The sequence below is a fragment of the Nocardia coffeae genome, assembly GCF_019890715.1.
GTDB lineage: Bacteria > Actinomycetota > Actinomycetes > Mycobacteriales > Mycobacteriaceae > Nocardia > Nocardia jiangxiensis.
Genome location: NZ_JAINZY010000006.1, coordinates 1 through 16,864, shown reverse-complemented (window position 1 = coordinate 16,864; position 16,864 = coordinate 1). Strand labels below are relative to the sequence as shown.

The window sequence follows — 16,864 nt, the reverse complement described above, 5'->3', positions numbered from 1 at the left end:
TTCGGGAGTCAGGGCTGCAGTGCCTGGTCGGCGGCGAGCAGCGCGTCGAGGAGATCGGCTTTGCGGGCGGCCAGTTCGATGTCGCCGGGCGATCGGGGGCGGGCCTGATCGATGCGGATGTCGCGGGCGATGCCGGAGCCGGTCAGCAGCAGCACGCGGTCGGACAGGATCAGGCTCTCCTCCACGTCGTGGGTGACCAGGACGACCGTGCGCGGATGTTCGGCGAGCAGCCGTTCGAGCAGGCGTTGCATGGTGACGCGGGTGATGGCGTCCAGCGCCCCGAAGGGCTCGTCGAGCAGCAGGACGTCGGGACGGTGCAGCAGCGCCCTGGCCAGGGCGACGCGCTGGCGCTGTCCACCGGACAACTCCTGCGGCCAGTCCCGCTCGCGCCCGGCCAGCCCCACCGCGTGCAGCAGTTCCACCGCGCGGTCGCGATGACCGCGCACACCGAGCTGGACGTTGTCGAGCACCGAACGCCAGGGCAGCAGTCGATCCTCCTGAAACATCATGCGCGAGAGCACTTCCGCGTCCCCGGTCGAGCGGACGCGGCCCGCGGCGGGTTGTTCGATCCCCGCCAGCAGCCGCAGCAGCGTCGACTTGCCGACCCCGCTGGGCCCGAGGATCGTCACGAACTCCCCGGGCTCGATGGTGAGGTCGATGCCCTCGAAGATCTGCTGACCCCGATATCGATGGCCGACGCCGGACAGTTCCAGCCCGCCCCCGGCGCGCACCCGGCTCATCGCTCATTTCCCTTGCGGTAGTTGATATTCCAGCGCAGGACCCGCCGCTCCACCAGCCGGACCAGCTGATCGGCGATCAGCCCGGCCAGCGCATAGAGCACGATCGCCAGCACGATGCGGTCGTTGCGCAGCAGGTCGCGGCCGTTCTGCGCGAGATAGCCGATGCCGTCGCTGGTGGCGATCGTTTCGCCGATGACCAGCGTCAGCCAGGCGACGCCGAGCGCGTACCGGATGCCGGTGAGAATCATCGGCATGGCTCCCGGGATCACGATCTCGCGCAGCAGACCGGCATATCCGAGCCCGTAGGACCGGCCGAGTTGCACCAGTTTCGGGTCCACCGAGCGGATTCCGGAGACGGTGTTCAGATAGACCGGGAACACGACGCCGAGGGCCACCAGCACGACCTTCGGCAATTCGCCGATGCCGAACGCGGCGATCAGCAGCGGCACCACCGCCAGATGCGGGACCGCGCGCAGCATCTGCACGCTGCGGTCGATCAGCGCCTCGGCGATGCGCGACAGGCCCACCAGGAATCCCAGCCCGAGGCCCAGGGCTGCGCCGATGCCGAATCCGATCGCCACCCGCCGAATGCTGGCGCCCAGGTAGCGGGGCAATTCGCCGGTGCCCCAGAGGTTTGCGGCGGTATCGAGCACCTTGCTGGGTGGCGGCAGGATCTCGGCCGAGACGATCCCGGTGGACGCGGCCCACTGCCAGCCGACGATCAGCAGGACCGGCATCGTCCAGGGCAGCAGCGCGGTCAACGGTATCCGGCGGCGGACGGTCGCGGTGCTGCGCAGTGGCCGGGCGACCGGTGTGGTCAGGGTGTCAGACACGGTGCCGAGACCTCGGCGACCGGACGGGAACGTACATGACTCTCCTCGCAGAACAACATGTGCGAGCAAGACACTGACACCATCGAACACAAATGACGCCAGTTGTATACAGCGGGATTCAAACTCTTTGCGCCAGGCGACCGGTACTGGTAGTCGTTGGAAGGCAAGCGGACAGGGAGTCGACAGGGAGCGGGGCCGATGAGCAACGAGTCGCCGTACAAGCAATTGCGCGACCGCATCGTCGGGCAGACCTACCCTCCGGGCACGGAACTGATTCCGGCGACGGTCGGGGTCGAGCTCGGCGTGTCCAGGACGCCGGTGCGCGAGGCGCTGCACCGGCTCGAATACGAGGGTCTGGTGGTGCAGGCCCCGCGCGGCTACCGGGTGCGCGAACGCACCAGCGAGGAACTGCTCGAGATCTTCGACGCGCGCATCGCCCTGGAATCGGCCGTGGCCTTCTCCGCCGCGACCCGCCGCTCGGAGATCGATCTGGCCCGGCTCACGCGGATGTTCGAAACCGCCATCGCCGCAAGCGATCCCGAAACGAGCCTGCGCCGGCACAGCGACTGGCACCACGCGCTGCGCGCGGCGGCGCACAACCGGACCATCGAGGAACTCATGGATCGGCTCGACGCCCAGATGGCGGTCTACGAGACCGAACGCTCCCAGTCACCCGACAATCTCGCGCAGATCGAGAACGAGCACCGCGACATTCTGGCCGCGGTGGTCGCCGGTGATGCCGAGGCCGCCCGCACCGCCATGATCGCCCACCAGGTCCGCACCCGGGACCTGCGCATCGCAGCGGCCGCGGCCCGGGAAGCATGACCCGGCGCCGCGTCAGTCGCGGCGCTTCCTGTTCCGGGTGAAGAAGTGCGCGGCGTCGGCGATCGTGTCCTCGATCGGGCGCGGATGCCAGTCGAGTTCGCGCTCGGCCTTCGAATGATCCAGCGGGGTCATGGTGTGCATCAGACGCATGGTCGTGCGCGTCACGCGCACGTCCGTCCCCTTGATCCGGGCGACGAGTTCGCCGATGATCCCGGCCACCGGTAGCACCGCACGGGGTATTCCGTAACGCGCCGGGGCCGCGCCGGTGACACCGGCCGCGAGATCGTGCAATTCGCGAGTGTTGCGAAATCCGGCCGAGACGATGTACCGCTCCCCCGGCCTGCCCCGTTCCCCGGCGAGCACCAGAGCCGTTGCGGCATCACGGATATCGACCACCTCCGCACCCGCGCCCCGCACATAGAACGGCAACTTGCCGCGTGCGGCGGCCGCCACGAACCCACCGTGTGGAGTGGGCAGATGATCGCCGGGCCCGTAGGTGTTCGCCACGCACATCGCGACCGCGGGCAATCCGCGATCACGCGCGTAGTCCAGGACCAGCCGCTCGGCCCGCACCCGCGAGCGCACGTACGCACCGCCGAGCCGCTCCCAATTGTGCTGTCCCGCAGCCTCGTCGATCACTTCGGTCCCGATCGGCAACGTCGCCACCGAACTGGTGAACACGAAGCGCCGCAGCCCGGCCTCGGCCGCGACGTCCAGGACGGTGCGCAGACCCGACACGTTCGTGCGGAACAGCGGCGCGGGATCGCGCAACCACGGCCGCGCGTCGACGACGCAGTAGTAGACGACCTCGCAGTCGCGCATCGCCGCCCGCAGCGAATCGGGATCGGTGATATCGCCGAAGACGTATTCCACGTCCAGATCCCGCAGTGCGCGTAGCGAACTGGTCCTGCGCACCATCACCCGCACGCGCGCACCGCGTTCGACCAACGTCCGGGTGACGTGCGAGCCCAGGAAACCGCTCGCACCGATGACGAGTTGGGGTGTGTCCACCGCTGGTACCTCCGCTTCGATCGGCTACGCCGCGGTCCGGGCGATGAGTTCCTCGAAAACTCCCTGCACCGTGGACCCCGCGGGCCAGCCCGTGTAGTAGTGCAGATGCAACACGATCTCGCGGAGCTGGTCGAGGGTGAATTCCTGGTTGGCCATCGCGCCGGACAGCTGGGTGCGCAGCAGATCGCCCCGGTCCCGCATGGCGGTGACGCCGAAGGTGAGCAGTCGCCGGTCGCGCAATGTCAGATAGGGCCGCGCCCAGACCTGGGCGAACAACCGCTCGACGGTGTGCTCGATGCTGGGGATGGTGGTGTTGCGCGGAACGAGTTCGTGATAACCGGTGCCGTAGACGCGGTCCATCATGGCCAGGCCGCGTTCGCGCGGGTCCTCGGGTAGCGCGTCCGGCAGTTCACCGCTGTAGACCGCACGCATCCGGGGCCGCACCACATCGGTGATCGGCACTTCCAGCCCGACGCTGCCCGCGAATTCCTGCGCCGCGGCAAGATCCTTCTGCGCCAACGCATCCGCCGATTCGATTCGCTCCTCGGGAATCTCGATGCCCGCGGCGTGTACCTGCAGCAGGGTCAGCGGCGAGGTGCCGCCGTCGGTGTTCTGCAACACCTGCAGCAGCCGATCCAGCGACACTCCGCCCGCGGTGGCGATCGAGGCGGCCTCGCGCACCGCCGCCCAGACGGCATAGGTCAAGGCGTTGCGGGCGAGTTTGGTGACCATCCCGGCGCCGAGATCCCCGCAGTGCACGACCTGTTTCGCGAAATCCTCCAGAACCGGAAGCGCCTGGTGCACAGTCTGTTCCGGACCGCCCACCATCACGGTGAGACCGTTGTTCGCCGCCTCGGTCCCGCCCGTCACGCCGGCATCCAGGAAGGCCACCTCGTGCTGCGCGCACACCGCGGCGAGTTCGCGAACGGTCTCGATGCTCACGGTGGACAACAACACCACGGTCGAGCCGGGGCGGGCCGCCGAGAGCAGACCCTCGGTGCCGGTGAGCACCTCGCGAGCCTGATCCGCGGTCACCACGGCGACCAGGATGACATCACTCTCGCGCGCCACCTCGGCGAGCGTGTCGACCTGCTGGGGCACGCCGTCGAGCCCGTCGGACGCGTCCGGGCGAACGTCGTACACGATCGGAATCCGGCCGCGCCGAACGAGACTCACCGCGACCCCGCCGCCGATCATCCCCAGACCGACCACACCGACACGAAGGGTCGTCTGCGCGGTCTTCGCGTCCTCGGTCATCTCGGTGCTCCTTCGGAGGGTTTTGCCAACGTCATTGACAACTGTTCTCCGCCCACCCATTTCTGTCAATGCCGTTGACAGAATTACCGCGCTCGGACAGACTCGGCAGGTGACCGCATCCGGCAACACCGATCCCGCACCCACGCGTCGGCCCGGTCGCCCGCGTTCCCCCGAGACGCCCGACGCGATCCGGCGGGCCGCGACGAAGCTGTTCGCCGAACGCGGATTCAGCGGAGCCTCCCTGCGCGACATCGCCACCGAGGCCGGCAGCGACCCCGCCGTGGTGATCCGGCACTTCGGTTCGAAGGAGAAACTCTTCCTCGAGGCCGTCACCGTGGCCCCGCAGCTGCGCGGACTCGTCGAGGGCCCGCTGGACACTCTCGGCCGCGCGATCCTGCAACGGCTGATCGAGGCGGACGACTCGACGCTGCGCCTGCACGCGACGCTCCTGGGCGCACTGGACCGTCCCGACGTGCGCCGCTACCTCGACGAGTCGACCGCCCGCAACATCATCGAACCGCTGACCGAGCGGCTCCCCGGCCCGAATCCGGAACTGCGCGCCCAGCTGATCGCCGCCCAGATCGGCGGCATCCTGATGAGCATCTGCCTGTTCGAATCCAGCGCCCACCTGAGGGGCCCGGAATCGCTGCGGTACTACGCGAACGCCATCCAGACTCTCATCGACGACCGCGAGAACTGATTCCGCTTCTCTCCGTCCGACGACGAGGCCGGAATCACCCGGCGTCCGCTCCGACCAGATCACGGGCAGCCGGTTCCCGGGTGCGGCGCATGGCGATGTACGTGTAGACGACACCGGCGATCAGTACCGCGGCAAGGACCGCCGACACCGTGTAGGTGCCCAGCTCGAGACCGCCCTTGCTGCGCTCCTTGGACAGATAGTTGCCCACCGTCGCACCCAACGGACGAGTCAGAATGAACGCGATCCAGAACAGCACCACTCCGGAGATCCGAGTGAAGTAGTGCGCGGCCAGGATCACCGCCATCACCACCGCGATCACCACCGCCGCACGCCAGTACCCGAGCCCGGTCTCGTCGGCCAGATAGTCACCCGTCGTGGTGCCCAACGTGTTCGACAACAAGATCGCCGCCCAATACAGCAACTCACCCCGGAACGTGGTGACCCTGGTGACGTCATAGCTCAGGCCGGTGACCTTCCACACCGCGAACACCAGCGCCAGTCCCGCGATCAACACCACGGCTCCGCCCGCATATCCCAGCCCGCCGTCGGTGGAGGTGCCCGAGCCCGGCCCCCGGGTAAGCAGATCGGCCATCGTGGTGCCCGCCGTACTGGTCGCCGCGATCACCAGCCAGTACAGCGCCGGATGAAATCGCCGCACCCGCAGCTGAACCACCAGTGCCACAAGGAAAATCGCGAACAACACCACCGACGCGGCGACATACCCCAGGTTCAGAGTCTGCGACAGCATGTCCCCGCCGGTCTCCCCCAACGTGGTCGCGGCGATCTTCAGAACCCAGAACAGCACAGTGATCTGCGGCAGCTTGTACCCCGATACGTAATCCATGACGCGCACCTTGCCGGGGCGCCGCTGTGGAGACGCTGAGACGCAGGTGAACGTCGGGTATACCCGTTCGGGCACGACACCCGGCTGCGGACGCCCGGACACCGATCATTACTGCGCCACAAGCATTTTCAGGCGCTGATTCCCGCGGTGAGCAATGTGGCGAGTTCGCGGTAGGCGTCGGCGTGATCGAGTCCGGTGCGGTTCCGCACGCCGCCCTGCTGGATACGGACCATCATGGTGGCGGTGAGGTCGGCGGCGAATGCCGCATGGACACTGCGGAATTCGCCCGCGGTGACGCCTTCGTCGATCAGTTCGCGGACGCGGTCCGCGGCGATGCGGGTGTTGCGTTCGTAGATCTCGCGGGCAGGTAGGAAGGCGTCCAGATCGGTCATGAACCGGTCCGAGGCGGTCGACAGCTCGGTGCCGACGGCGGACAGGTAGGCCAGGATCCGCTGCTGTGCGCCGGTGACCGGCCGCACGCGGGCCTCGACCTGTTCGGTGGCGCGGCGGAAGAAGTGCACGGTCGCGGTGCGAACCAGCTGTTCCTTACTCCCGGCCAGGGTGTAGAGCGTGGACTTCGAACAACGCAGCCGCGCGGCGATATCGCCCAGGGTCAGGTGTGCGAAACCTTCGGCGAGGAACAGATCGACCAGGGCGTCGAACAGTTCGGTGCGCCGCTGCGTGGCGAACTCGGTCGGAGCCATGTCCGCGATGATGCCATATCCCGAATAGTACTGAAGTACTCCTTGCAGTACTGTGCGTCTGGCAGTACTGTGACTCGTAACTCGGTACTGGTGTACGTACCCATCTCATTCGAGTGGCAAGGGAGTTGTCCGTGGCCGTCGATCGTCTGCTGCCCACCGCCGAGGCACAGGATCTGATCCAGCTGACCCGCGATATCGCCGACAAGGCGCTCGCACCGATCGCCGATGCCCACGAGAAGGCCGAGACCTATCCCGACGGGGTCTTCGCCACCCTGGGCGAGGCCGGTCTGCTGAGCCTGCCGTATCCGTCCGAGTGGGGCGGCGGCGACCAGCCGTACGAGGTGTACCTGCAGGTGCTCGAGGAGATCGCGGCCCGGTGGGCGGCGGTGGCTGTGGCGGTCAGCGTGCACAGCCTCTCGTGCCACCCCCTGATGGTGTTCGGCACCGACGAGCAGAAGCAGCGCTGGCTGCCGAATATGCTGGGCGGCAGCACGATCGGGGCCTACAGCCTGTCCGAACCGCAAGCCGGGTCGGATGCCGCGGCACTGGCCTGCAAGGCCACACCCACCCCGGACGGCTACCGCATCTCCGGCACCAAAGCGTGGATCACCCACGGCGGCATCGCCGACTTCTACACCCTGTTCGCCCGCACCGGCGAGGGCTCACGCGGCATCTCGTGCTTCCTGGTCGACAAGCAGACCCCGGGACTGAGCTTCGGCAAGCCCGAGGAGAAGATGGGCCTGTCCGCGGTCCCCACCACCACCGCGCACTACGACGACGCGATCGTCGACTCCGCCCGCCGCATCGGCGAGGAGGGCCAGGGCCTCCAGATCGCTTTCAGCGCACTGGATTCCGGACGCCTAGGCATCGCCGCGGTAGCCGTGGGCCTGGCCCAGGCCGCCCTCGACGAGGCCGTGGCCTACGCCAAAGAACGAACAACGTTCGGCCGCAAGATCATCGACCACCAGGGCCTGGGCTTCCTGCTCGCGGACATGGCCGCGGCCGTCGACTCCGCCCGCGCCACCTACCTCGACGCGGCCCGCCGCCGCGACGCGGGACTCCCCTACTCCCGCAACGCATCCGTCGCCAAACTCGTCGCCACCGACGCCGCCATGAAGGTCACCACCGACGCGGTCCAGGTCCTCGGCGGCTACGGCTACACCCGCGACTTCCGCGTCGAACGCTACATGCGCGAAGCCAAGATCACCCAGATCTTCGAGGGCACCAACCAGATCCAACGCCTGGTCATCGCCCGAACCCTCGCCGGATCCTGACCCGATCCACTACGGCCCCCGGACGACTCCAACGTTCCGGGGCCGCGCCGTGCCGTCCCGGCGGATCCGACGCACCGAAACTGCATCAGAGCCCGTATACACTGTCGCACAACCGATCATATGGCGGCAGCCCCTCGTCCGGCCCCGCCCCGCATGGTCTAGGACGCAGGGCGACTCACCCCGTCCAGGCCGCGTTCGAGCAGGGCGAAGACCGCGTCGAGTGCGGCGCGAGGATCGGGCTCGTCGCCGAGGAATTGGGGAATCTCCAGGACGTAGCGCGCGATGGCGCGTACGGTGACGTCGTCGGGCTCGCGACCGAGTTCGGCGGCGATGGCCGTGGCCAGGGGGGCTTCGCAGCGAATCCACAATCGGCGGGAGTACTCACGCAGCGCGGGTGTGTTCATGATCAGTTCGGTGCGCCGGAGCATTTCCGGGCCCGGATCGACGAGGAACGGACCCCGGCCTGCCATGAACTCACGTAGGGCGGCCATCAGCGACAGACCCGGCGGACGCCGGCGAACCGCGGCGAGCAGACTTTCCCGACGCTCGACCCCGTCGTCGAACATCACCGCTTCCTTGCCGTCGGGGACGTGGCGGAACATCGTCGGCACCGAGATATCGGCCGCATCGGCGATGTCCTTGATGCCGACCTGGTCGTAGCCCTTCTCCAGGAACAACCGTTCCGCCGCCTCGGCGAGCGCGCGGCGTGTCCGGGCGTTCTTGCGTTCCCGCAGTCCGGACGGCTCGCTGGTCATGTCGGAACTCTATCAAATGACGTAACTCACTCAGATTCGTTATTGAGTAACGTTTGTTAGTGAGTTACATTTTCTCTGAGAGTTCACCACCACCGACACCATGGGAAGGGATGATCACGATGAACACCAACATCGAAAACATCGACACCACACCGGTTCTCATCGTCGGCGGCAGCCTCGTCGGCTTGTCCGCGGCCGTTTTCCTGTCCTGGCGGGGCGTGCCCGTCGTAGTGATCGACAAGCACTACGGCAGTTCGCCGCACCCGCGCGCGATCGGGTTCACCACCCGCACGGTCGAGCACTTCCGTCAGGTCGGCATCGAGGTACCCGCCTCCACGCAGGGGATGAAGCCGCCGCGGCGAGCCCGGGTTGAGAGTCTGACCGGGAACTGGATCCAGGAGTATCCGTGGACCCCGGACGGGGGCGGCGCGTACGGGGCCGAACAGTCACCGGTGCACGCGGTCGCCATCACCCAGGATCGGCTCGAACCGTTGCTGCGCGACCGGGCGATGGAGCTGGGTGCCGAATTGCGTTCGGGCACCGAACTTCTCGGGCTCACAGCCGACGAGGACGGCGTCACCGCCGTGCTGCGACGCCGCGACGACGGCCACGAGTACACCCTGCGCGCCCGATACGTGGTGGCCGCCGACGGTGGCGACAGCGGGGTGCGCACCGAGCTGGGTATCGAGCGGCACGGCGTCGGCCCGCTCTCGGTGCAGCGCAGCATCCTGTTCCGGGCCCCGCTCGAGGAGTACCTGCGACACGGGGTGGTCCAGTTCGAGATCGAACAGCCCGATCTGCGGGCATTCCTGACCACCTACGGCGACGGTCGCTGGGTGCTGATGCTGTCCGACGACGTCGAACGTGACGCCGATCAGCGGATCGAGGTCGTCCAACGCGCGATCGGCCGCACCGACATCCCGATCGAACTCGTCACCACCGGACGATGGAATCTGACGGCTCTGATCGCCGACCGTTTCTCGGCCGGCAGGATCTTCCTGGCGGGCGACGCGGCGCACCAATTGCCGCCCAACCGTGGCGGATTCGGCGCCAACACCGGTATCGACGACGCGCACAACCTGGCGTGGAAACTGGCGGCGGTGTTGTCCGGGAAGTCCCACTCCCGACTGCTGGACACCTACGACGCCGAGCGCCGTCCGGTCGCGGACCTGCGCCACGATCAACTCTTCGCCCGTGCCGATTACAAGGCGTATCTGCCCGGTGCGAAGTCCGATACCCCGGTGCTCGAGGATGCTGCCATCGAATTGGGCCAGCTGTACCGTTCCACGGCGGTCCTGGGTGCGGACTCGTCCCTACCTGCGGCCGCCCGGCCCGACGAATGGGCCGGTCAGCCCGGTACCCGCGCACCGCACCTGTGGGTCACCGTAGACGGGCACGAACGCTCGACGCTGGATCTGATCCGGCACGACTGGGTATTGCTGTCCCGCGACGACCAATGGCGTTCCGCGGCAGCGCAAGTCGCGGAGAGGCTGGGTATCGGAGTCGTCTTCGAGCAGATCGGCACCGACGTGCGGTTCGAGGAACCCGCAGTGTTCGAACACGCCTACGGCATCGGCCCCACGGGTGCGACGCTGATCCGTCCCGATGGCTACGTCGCCTGGCGTACTCCTGCCGCACCACAGGATGCGGCACACGAACTGGAGAACGTTCTGGCCACCGCGGCCGCCGCGACCCGGGCCGAGGCCGCCGAGAGCCGGGTGTGAAGGTGATCGCACCCGTTCTCATATACCGCTGCGGCGCAACCGATCACGTACCGGACGCATCCTCCGCCATCGCCCGGACCCGTCCCAGCACATCCGGGTAACGCCGCAGATGGGCGCCGCCGTTGAGATCGATGGTCGAGCCGGTCATCCACCGGGTCTGATCCGAGGCGAGGAACACTGCCGCATCCGCGATCTCCTCGGGACGACCACTGCGGCCGAGCGGGGTGTTCTCCAGATATTCCTCGCGCAGGCCCGGCACCAGCGCGACACCCGCCACCAGCGGAGTGTCGACCAGGCCCGGCGAGATGGCATTGACCCGGATACCGCGCTCGGCCAGTTCCAGTGCGGCGACCTCGATCAACATCAGCACACCGGCCTTCGCGGCGCAGTAGGCCGCCATGCCGGTGCCCGGTTGCCGACCGTTGAGGGAGGCGATGCAGACGATGCTGCCGCCGTCGGCCAGATGACGTCCGGCATGCTTGACCACCAGGAAGGAGCCGGTCAGGCAGACGTCGACGGTTGTGCGCCAGCCGGACAGCTCGAGTTCGGTGATGGGGCCGGGCACCGAGACGCCCGCGCAGTGCACGACCGCCTGCGCGCCCGACGCGGCGGCGAATACCTCGGCGACCGAATCCTCGTCGGTCACATCCATCCGCGCGGACGTCACCGCGTCACCGAGTTCGTCGGCCAGCCGACCCGCGGCGTCTCCGTCGATATCGGCCACCACGACCCGATACCCCTGGGCGACCAGCGCCCGGACCGTAGCCGCGCCGATCCCCGACGCCCCGCCCGTCACCACCGCTGTGCGGACCTGCGGCGCGCTCATGCGGTCCGCTCCGCATCGACCTGTGCATCGACCGTCGCGACCTCGGCGAGATGTCTGCTCAGGAAACGGATCTGGTGCGCGAGCGCGGGCTCGAACCACGCCTGCCCCGGAAATATGTCGAAGTGATCGCACGGATAGTGCCGAACCTCGGCATGCGCCGCGAAGGCGACCTTCGCCGCCGGATGCGGTGGCGCGACCCGGTCGAAATCGGCGATCTGCATCAGCACCGGCGCAGCGATGCGACTCGCGCGCCGTCCCACCCGGTAACCGCCGAGCTCCAGCCCGACCGCCGCGTCCACCTCGTTACGCCAGGTCGGACCGGCAAGAGCCAGATAACTCTCGTAATATCCGTCGGCGGTCAGCGCCGCACGTTCGCCCGGACGGCCGACCAGCGGCATCATCACCGCCTCCCGTCCCACCCGCGACGACAGCGCACTGCGCACGGCCCGCACCGTCGATCCGGCGATCGCCCCGGGCCCCACCTGCTCGTAGGCCAGCCGCCCCGCGGCCGCCCCGGACACCAGCGGAACCATCGCGATCACCGCGCACACATCCGTACGATCCGCGGCGACGGTCAACGCGTGCCCACCCGACATCGACACACCCCACAGCACCACCCGCGCCGCATCCACCCCGGGCTGCCGCGCGGCCGCCGCAACCGCAGCCCGATAGTCGCCCGCCTGCTCGACCATCGAAACCCGCTGCCGCCGAACACCTCCCGAGGCACCGAACCCCCGATAGTCGAAGGCGAACACGGCCAGCCCGCAATCACTCAGCGCCCGTGCGAACGGCTCCAGCCCGGAATCCTTCGTCCCACCGAAACCGTGCGCCATCACCACCACCGGGCACCCTTCGGCCCGCTGGAAGGCGCCACCCGGGCTCGGCTCGAAAAACCATGCGTCACAGTCCGTTCCCTCCGAGCGGAAGGTGATCTGCCGATAGTCCGTGCTCATCTGTTCGCCTCCTGCGTCGTTGCCTGCTCTCCCGCGTGCGACCAGATCGGTGGACCCTGCGAGGCCGCGCGCTGGGCTCCGGCGGGCAGCTCGCGGGTGCGCATGTCGTGCTCGTAGAGGAAGTAGTCGACCTGCTGGGTATGGCGCGGACGGTCGAGCATGTGGCCGGTGTAGCGCTGCTGGTCCGAGACGATCACTCGGTGCATGTCGGACTCGGCGGGCAGCCGGTATCCGCCGACCGCATACGCGCCGATCAGGCGCGCCTGGCATTCGACGAACGGGAACAGCGTCGGGGTCGACTGCGCGAATCCGGCGAACACCAGATCCTCCATGCCCGGCAGGAACATTCGCTTGTACAGGTCGATCCGGTTGTCCGGGGCGCTGATGAAGTCGGGATCGAAGAACGGGAAGGTGATGTTGTAGCCGGTCGCGTAGATGATGATGTCGAAATCATCGCTACTGCCGTCCTCGAAATACACTGTGCGCCCGTCGAATCGGGTGATATTCGGCTTGGGCAGCACATCACCGGAGCCCAAGCGCAGCGGCAACTCCACCGACTGCGTCGGATGTGCCTCGAAGAAATTGTGATTCGGCGTCGGCAGACCGTAGTTCTCCGGTCGTCCCGCGGTCAGCGGCTGCCCCCACTGGGCGATCTTGCGCTGCCAGGACAGCGGCACATAGGGGCTCGTGCGGTAATACTTGTCGGCGGGACGACCCGCGATGTACTTGGGCACGATCCAGGCACTCGAGCGCGTGGACAGGGTGAGCCGGTTGCCCAGCGCCTTCGAGGACAGCTCGACGGCGATATCGGCCGCGCTGTTGCCCAGGCCCACCACCAGAATTCGCTGGTCCCGGAAGTCCATCGGGGTGCGCGGGTCGATGTAGTGGTGCGCGTGCATCGTGTGACCGGTGAACTCGCCCGGGAAATTCGGGTAGCGCGGATCCCAGTGATGTCCGTTGGCGACCACCAGCAGATCGAATCGCCGGGCCTGTCCCTGTTGGGTGTCGAGTTCCCAGCCGCCGCCGGGCAGTCGCCGCGCGTGGGTGACGCCGTTGCCGAATTCGATGGCCGAGCCGAGATCGAAAGCCGCGCAATAGTCGTCGAGATACTGCTTGATCTGGGTGTGGTGCGGGAAGTCCGGATAGCTCTCGGGCATCGGGAAGTCGCGGAAGGACAGCTGATGTTTCGAGGTGTCGATGTGCAGGGACCGGTAGGCGCTGGAATGGCCGTTCGGATTGCCGAACGCCCAGTTGCCGCCGACCCGATCCGAGGATTCGAAGCACACGTACGGCACGCCGTAGTCGTTGAGCATCTTGCCCGCGGTCAGCCCGCTGATACCGGCGCCGATCACGGCCGTGCGCGGTAGGTACATTCTCGATCCCTTCCGAACCAGTAGACAGATGAACGATTCTGTCTACGGTAGACAGAATCTCAGATCTGTCTACGCTTTGCTATGGTTTTCGCGGAACCAGTGGTGATCCGCCCTCGGCGGACCTTCGACCGGAAGCGGGGCGCGTGACCGAGGCACCGACGACACAGGTGGTGGACCGGCTACTCGACGCTGCCCAGGTACTGCTGGCGCGCAAGGGAATTCGCGCCACCACCGTCATCGAGGTGGCCGAGGAGGCCGGGGTGTCGCGGGCATGGCTGTACCGGCATTTCCCGGACAAGTCGGCGCTGCTGGGTGCGGCGATCGTGCGTCTGAGCGACAGCTACTGGAGCGATGCCCGCGCCGAATTGGACACCCTGGGCAGCTTCACCGAACAACTCGTCGCGGGCGTGCGCATCGGCCGCCATACCTATGACGAGCCGGGCGCCCTACCACTGCGACTGCGCATGACCGAACCCGAGGAGTTCGCCGCCTGCGCGGGCGCGGGCGTCACGGGTCTGGTCCCGGACCTGGCGACGTTCTGGCTGCCCTATGTCGAGGCCGCGGCCGCCCGCGGCGAGATCCACCGCCACCACGATCTGGCCGAGGTCGCCGAATGGGTCGCGCGGGTCTTGATCAGCCTGGGCACCATCCCCGGCGAGACGATCGACGCCGACGACCCGGCCGCGGTCCTGCGTCATATGCGCCGCTTCGTCCTGCCGGGGCTGCGTGCCGATCCACTGCGCGAATCCTGAAGCGCCGCAGTACAGTCAGCGATCCCGGCCGACGCGACTGCCCTCCCGACACGGTCGTTGCGACCCACGCCGTATGGGCACGCGGCACCAACGAGGGTCGACCTCCACCCCGGAATCGAACCATGGCACGCTCCGGCCACTATGCGGTCAGCTCAGTGCGTCCGGCACGAGATCGTGTACCGCGGCGGCACTGCGGGAGAGCATGGTCAGGAACATGCGGTCGCCGCGTTCCGTGGGTTGGGCTGCGCCGCAACCGAAGACGATGATCAGCGGAGCCTGGATGAGCGAGGCCGCGTAGTCGCGGCGGCATTCTTCCAGAGAGTAACCGGTGACACCCTGCGCGAGCAGGGCCGCGTGGTAGTCGGCGAGCAGGCTCTGTTCCGCGGCCCGGCGATCGTCGACGGTCAGGCTGGTGGACAGCAGAAACGCTATGTCGCGCAACGGTTGTCCGGGAGTGATGGTCTGCCAGTCGATGATGGTGGCGGTGTCGTCGGGGCCGAACATGACATTGTCCACGCGCAGATCGCCGTGCAGCAGGGCGAACTGCTCGATCGGGGCGACCAGCCACGCCCCGGCAGTCCGTTCGAGCCAGTCCAGCAGGGCGGATTCCGGTGCGGTGAGACGATCGGCGAATCTGTCCCGGAAGCTCGAAGTCATGGGGGCGAGTACCGATTCCATCAGCTCGCGATCCGCGTCGGTCGGCAGGGCGAGTCCGGGCTCGTCGAACAGCGTCTCGTCACACCAGCGCGGTCCGTGCAGGCCGGCGGCCGCGACGGCCACGGCGCGCGCCTGCGCCACGGTGCATCCGGCGATCTGATCGCCCTGTTCGGCGGGCGCGAGATCGTCCAGCAGCAGCAGGAATTCGCTCCCCGACTCGGACACCGCCGAGGCGTGACAGCGCGGAACCGGCGCACGAACCGTCGCGGCCAGATCGCGGTAGAACCGCACCTCGTTGCGGAATGCGCCGGATCCGAAGTCGCGCTGCGCTTTCGGGCCGGTGGCAAGTTTGGCGACCATGCGAGGCGGGAGGCCGGTCGCACTTCGGTACGCCAGGTCCAGGCGGAAGGAACCCGCCATCTGGCCCGAGCCGATCGGCGTGGCGGTCACGGACTCGACAACTACGTCCTGCCCCGCATCACTCAGCAGGGCGGTGAGGTAGTCCGGAGTGAGTTCGCTTGCATCCGTGGGGATATCGTCGAGATCGGTCATCGGATCTCCTCGGCGTCACGGCGGCTGCGGTAGGCCGTCACGATCGGTTCCAGTTCTCGCGGTGAAGCACCGTGCAGGATGACACGGTCCGCCCCGAGATCGAATTCGGTGCGAATGCGGTCCACGCAGGCATCGGGCGAGCCGGTGGCCGAGGCGGCGAGCCATTCGTCCGGAATCAGTTCGGCGATATGCGCGATCTGCTCGTCGGTGGCCTTGGCGTCGATCGCGCCCGGAATCGAGGTGACCACCGGATCGTTCCGGAAACGTTGCAGCACAGCGGGATCCCATCGGTTCGTCCGCACCATCAAATCGCCGTAGCCCTGGAGATACGAGGACAGGCGCGCGACGGTCTTGCGCAGCCGGACAGGTTCGGGCAGATGGTCGCCCACGGTCGCCAGGCAGGACCACACTCGGACGTCCGCGGGATCGCGACCGGCGCGTTCGGCCGCGATCTTCACCGTGTCGACGCAGCGACGCAGGGTTTCGGGCGGGAAGTAGGTGTGCAGGATGACGTCGTCGAACGAACGTCCGCCCAGGGCAAGGGTTTTCGGTCCGAAGGCGACCAGACCGAGCCGGATGTCCTCGTCGAAATCGGGATCCAGCACCAGCGCCGGATACCGGCCCATCGGCCCGTCGTGTCCGATGATGGCCTCGCCGCGCCACAATCGGCGCATCACCTGCGCCCAGTCTTCCATCTGCGCCGTGGTCACCGGCGGCACGCCGAAGGCGGCCTGCATGGGCGCGATGCCGCGACCGATCCCCAGGGTGAACCGGCCACCCGAGAGCCGGTGCATCGTTGTGGCCCACGATGCGGTCACCAGCGGATGCCGGGTGTTGTGATTGGTTGCGGCCGTGGCGATCTGGATGCGTTCGGTGACCGCGCAGGCCGCGCCGACGAGCGAGGCGGCCTCCTTGACATTCCACCGCTCGGAGATGAAGGCGGTGCCGAACCCCATCTCCTCCCCCTGACGCGCTTCCTCGATCAAGGCGGCGGGCCCGGTGCTGGCCGCACCCGCGAGGAGGTAGTAGCCGAGTTCATCGAGTGTGGTCGACATGTCAGAGCGCCTTGAGTTCTTCGGTGACT

Annotated in this window: 17 protein-coding genes; 5 read left to right on the top strand and 12 right to left on the bottom strand. The window is 67.7% G+C overall.

Translation table 11 applies throughout. The annotated features are described in order from the left end of the window. Positions 1-8: 8 nt before the first annotated feature. Together K7711_RS22100 and K7711_RS22095 are read right to left on the bottom strand one after the other, a co-directional pair. Positions 9-740: an ABC transporter ATP-binding protein gene (locus tag K7711_RS22100; RefSeq protein WP_222971360.1), complete on the bottom strand. Its 732-nt coding sequence runs from the start codon at positions 738-740 to the stop codon at positions 9-11. Further along, positions 737-1,573 (bottom strand): ABC transporter permease subunit, encoded by an 837-nt coding sequence (locus tag K7711_RS22095; protein WP_308014880.1) that lies wholly within the window; start codon positions 1,571-1,573, stop codon positions 737-739. The genes K7711_RS22100 and K7711_RS22095 overlap by 4 nt, the downstream gene beginning before the upstream one ends. A 198-nt stretch (positions 1,574-1,771) precedes the next feature. Between K7711_RS22095 and K7711_RS22090 the strand changes: the two genes are divergently transcribed. Continuing rightward, entirely contained in the window at positions 1,772-2,398 is a 627-nt protein-coding gene (locus K7711_RS22090) for a GntR family transcriptional regulator (RefSeq protein WP_222971359.1), read from the top strand. Positions 2,399-2,410: 12 nt separating this feature from the next. On the opposite strand, the gene K7711_RS22085 is transcribed toward K7711_RS22090, so the two are convergent. Both K7711_RS22085 and K7711_RS22080 read right to left on the bottom strand, forming a co-directional pair. Continuing rightward, positions 2,411-3,409, bottom strand: coding sequence for an NAD-dependent epimerase/dehydratase family protein (locus K7711_RS22085; RefSeq protein WP_222971358.1), 999 nt, complete (start codon positions 3,407-3,409; stop codon positions 2,411-2,413). A 24-nt stretch (positions 3,410-3,433) separates the two neighbouring features. After that, a complete protein-coding gene (locus tag K7711_RS22080; protein ID WP_222971357.1) occupies positions 3,434-4,666 on the bottom strand; it encodes an NAD(P)-binding domain-containing protein in 1,233 nt (410 codons plus the stop codon). A 109-nt stretch (positions 4,667-4,775) separates the two neighbouring features. Here K7711_RS22080 and K7711_RS22075 point away from each other — a divergent pair, with 109 nt between their 5' ends. After that, entirely contained in the window at positions 4,776-5,366 is a 591-nt protein-coding gene (locus K7711_RS22075; RefSeq protein WP_222971356.1) for a TetR/AcrR family transcriptional regulator, read from the top strand. Between the two features lie 34 nt (positions 5,367-5,400). Here K7711_RS22075 and K7711_RS22070 read toward each other — a convergent pair whose 3' ends face one another. Further along, on the bottom strand, positions 5,401-6,210 hold the full coding sequence (locus K7711_RS22070; protein ID WP_222971355.1) for a COG4705 family protein: 810 nt from the start codon (positions 6,208-6,210) through the stop codon (positions 5,401-5,403). A gap of 128 nt (positions 6,211-6,338) precedes the next feature. After that, a complete protein-coding gene (locus K7711_RS22065; protein WP_222971354.1) occupies positions 6,339-6,914 on the bottom strand; it encodes a TetR/AcrR family transcriptional regulator in 576 nt (191 codons plus the stop codon). A gap of 131 nt (positions 6,915-7,045) precedes the next feature. Between K7711_RS22065 and K7711_RS22060 the strand changes: the two genes are divergently transcribed. Further along, positions 7,046-8,188, top strand: coding sequence for an acyl-CoA dehydrogenase family protein (locus K7711_RS22060; protein ID WP_222971353.1), 1,143 nt, complete (start codon positions 7,046-7,048; stop codon positions 8,186-8,188). Positions 8,189-8,346: 158 nt separating this feature from the next. Here the strand turns inward: K7711_RS22060 and K7711_RS22055 are convergent, their stop codons facing one another. After that, the gene (locus K7711_RS22055) at positions 8,347-8,943 is read right to left on the bottom strand and encodes a TetR/AcrR family transcriptional regulator (protein ID WP_222971352.1); all 597 of its coding nucleotides are present in this window, start codon (positions 8,941-8,943) and stop codon (positions 8,347-8,349) included. A gap of 119 nt (positions 8,944-9,062) precedes the next feature. Between K7711_RS22055 and K7711_RS22050 the strand changes: the two genes are divergently transcribed. Continuing rightward, positions 9,063-10,667, top strand: a complete 1,605-nt coding sequence (locus K7711_RS22050; RefSeq protein ID WP_235747613.1) for an FAD-dependent oxidoreductase — start codon at positions 9,063-9,065, stop codon at positions 10,665-10,667. A gap of 43 nt (positions 10,668-10,710) precedes the next feature. Here the strand turns inward: K7711_RS22050 and K7711_RS22045 are convergent, their stop codons facing one another. Genes K7711_RS22045 through K7711_RS22035 form a run of 3 tightly spaced genes read right to left on the bottom strand, consistent with a single transcriptional unit; the run spans position 10,711 to position 13,819 of the window. Beyond that, positions 10,711-11,493, bottom strand: coding sequence for an SDR family NAD(P)-dependent oxidoreductase (locus K7711_RS22045; RefSeq protein ID WP_222971350.1), 783 nt, complete (start codon positions 11,491-11,493; stop codon positions 10,711-10,713). Continuing rightward, positions 11,490-12,446 carry an alpha/beta hydrolase gene (locus tag K7711_RS22040; RefSeq protein WP_222971349.1) on the bottom strand — a complete coding sequence of 319 codons (957 nt, stop codon included), beginning with the start codon at positions 12,444-12,446 and terminating at the stop codon, positions 11,490-11,492. Before K7711_RS22040 ends, K7711_RS22045 begins: the two co-directional genes overlap by 4 nt. After that, positions 12,443-13,819: a flavin-containing monooxygenase gene (locus tag K7711_RS22035; protein WP_222971348.1), complete on the bottom strand. Its 1,377-nt coding sequence runs from the start codon at positions 13,817-13,819 to the stop codon at positions 12,443-12,445. Before K7711_RS22035 ends, K7711_RS22040 begins: the two co-directional genes overlap by 4 nt. A gap of 143 nt (positions 13,820-13,962) precedes the next feature. Here K7711_RS22035 and K7711_RS22030 point away from each other — a divergent pair, with 143 nt between their 5' ends. Next, positions 13,963-14,571 carry a TetR/AcrR family transcriptional regulator gene (locus tag K7711_RS22030; protein ID WP_222971347.1) on the top strand — a complete coding sequence of 203 codons (609 nt, stop codon included), beginning with the start codon at positions 13,963-13,965 and terminating at the stop codon, positions 14,569-14,571. Positions 14,572-14,718: 147 nt separating this feature from the next. Here the strand turns inward: K7711_RS22030 and K7711_RS22025 are convergent, their stop codons facing one another. Next, a complete protein-coding gene (locus K7711_RS22025; protein ID WP_222971346.1) occupies positions 14,719-15,780 on the bottom strand; it encodes a phosphotransferase family protein in 1,062 nt (353 codons plus the stop codon). Further along, positions 15,777-16,835: a TIGR03857 family LLM class F420-dependent oxidoreductase gene (locus K7711_RS22020; protein ID WP_222971345.1), complete on the bottom strand. Its 1,059-nt coding sequence runs from the start codon at positions 16,833-16,835 to the stop codon at positions 15,777-15,779. Before K7711_RS22020 ends, K7711_RS22025 begins: the two co-directional genes overlap by 4 nt. Positions 16,836-16,864 lie beyond the last annotated feature (29 nt).

Coding starts and splice junctions, on each gene's coding strand:
- K7711_RS22055 (WP_222971352.1), bottom strand. CDS start 8,943: ATGACCAGCGAGCCGTCCGGACTGCGGGAACGCAAGAACGCCCGGACA.
- K7711_RS22040 (WP_222971349.1), bottom strand. CDS start 12,446: ATGAGCACGGACTATCGGCAGATCACCTTCCGCTCGGAGGGAACGGAC.
- K7711_RS22065 (WP_222971354.1), bottom strand. CDS start 6,914: ATGGCTCCGACCGAGTTCGCCACGCAGCGGCGCACCGAACTGTTCGAC.
- K7711_RS22080 (WP_222971357.1), bottom strand. CDS start 4,666: ATGACCGAGGACGCGAAGACCGCGCAGACGACCCTTCGTGTCGGTGTG.
- K7711_RS22020 (WP_222971345.1), bottom strand. CDS start 16,835: ATGTCGACCACACTCGATGAACTCGGCTACTACCTCCTCGCGGGTGCG.
- K7711_RS22035 (WP_222971348.1), bottom strand. CDS start 13,819: ATGTACCTACCGCGCACGGCCGTGATCGGCGCCGGTATCAGCGGGCTG.
- K7711_RS22025 (WP_222971346.1), bottom strand. CDS start 15,780: ATGACCGATCTCGACGATATCCCCACGGATGCAAGCGAACTCACTCCG.
- K7711_RS22045 (WP_222971350.1), bottom strand. CDS start 11,493: ATGAGCGCGCCGCAGGTCCGCACAGCGGTGGTGACGGGCGGGGCGTCG.
- K7711_RS22100 (WP_222971360.1), bottom strand. CDS start 740: ATGAGCCGGGTGCGCGCCGGGGGCGGGCTGGAACTGTCCGGCGTCGGC.
- K7711_RS22070 (WP_222971355.1), bottom strand. CDS start 6,210: ATGGATTACGTATCGGGGTACAAGCTGCCGCAGATCACTGTGCTGTTC.
- K7711_RS22090 (WP_222971359.1), top strand. CDS start 1,772: ATGAGCAACGAGTCGCCGTACAAGCAATTGCGCGACCGCATCGTCGGG.
- K7711_RS22050 (WP_235747613.1), top strand. CDS start 9,063: ATGAACACCAACATCGAAAACATCGACACCACACCGGTTCTCATCGTC.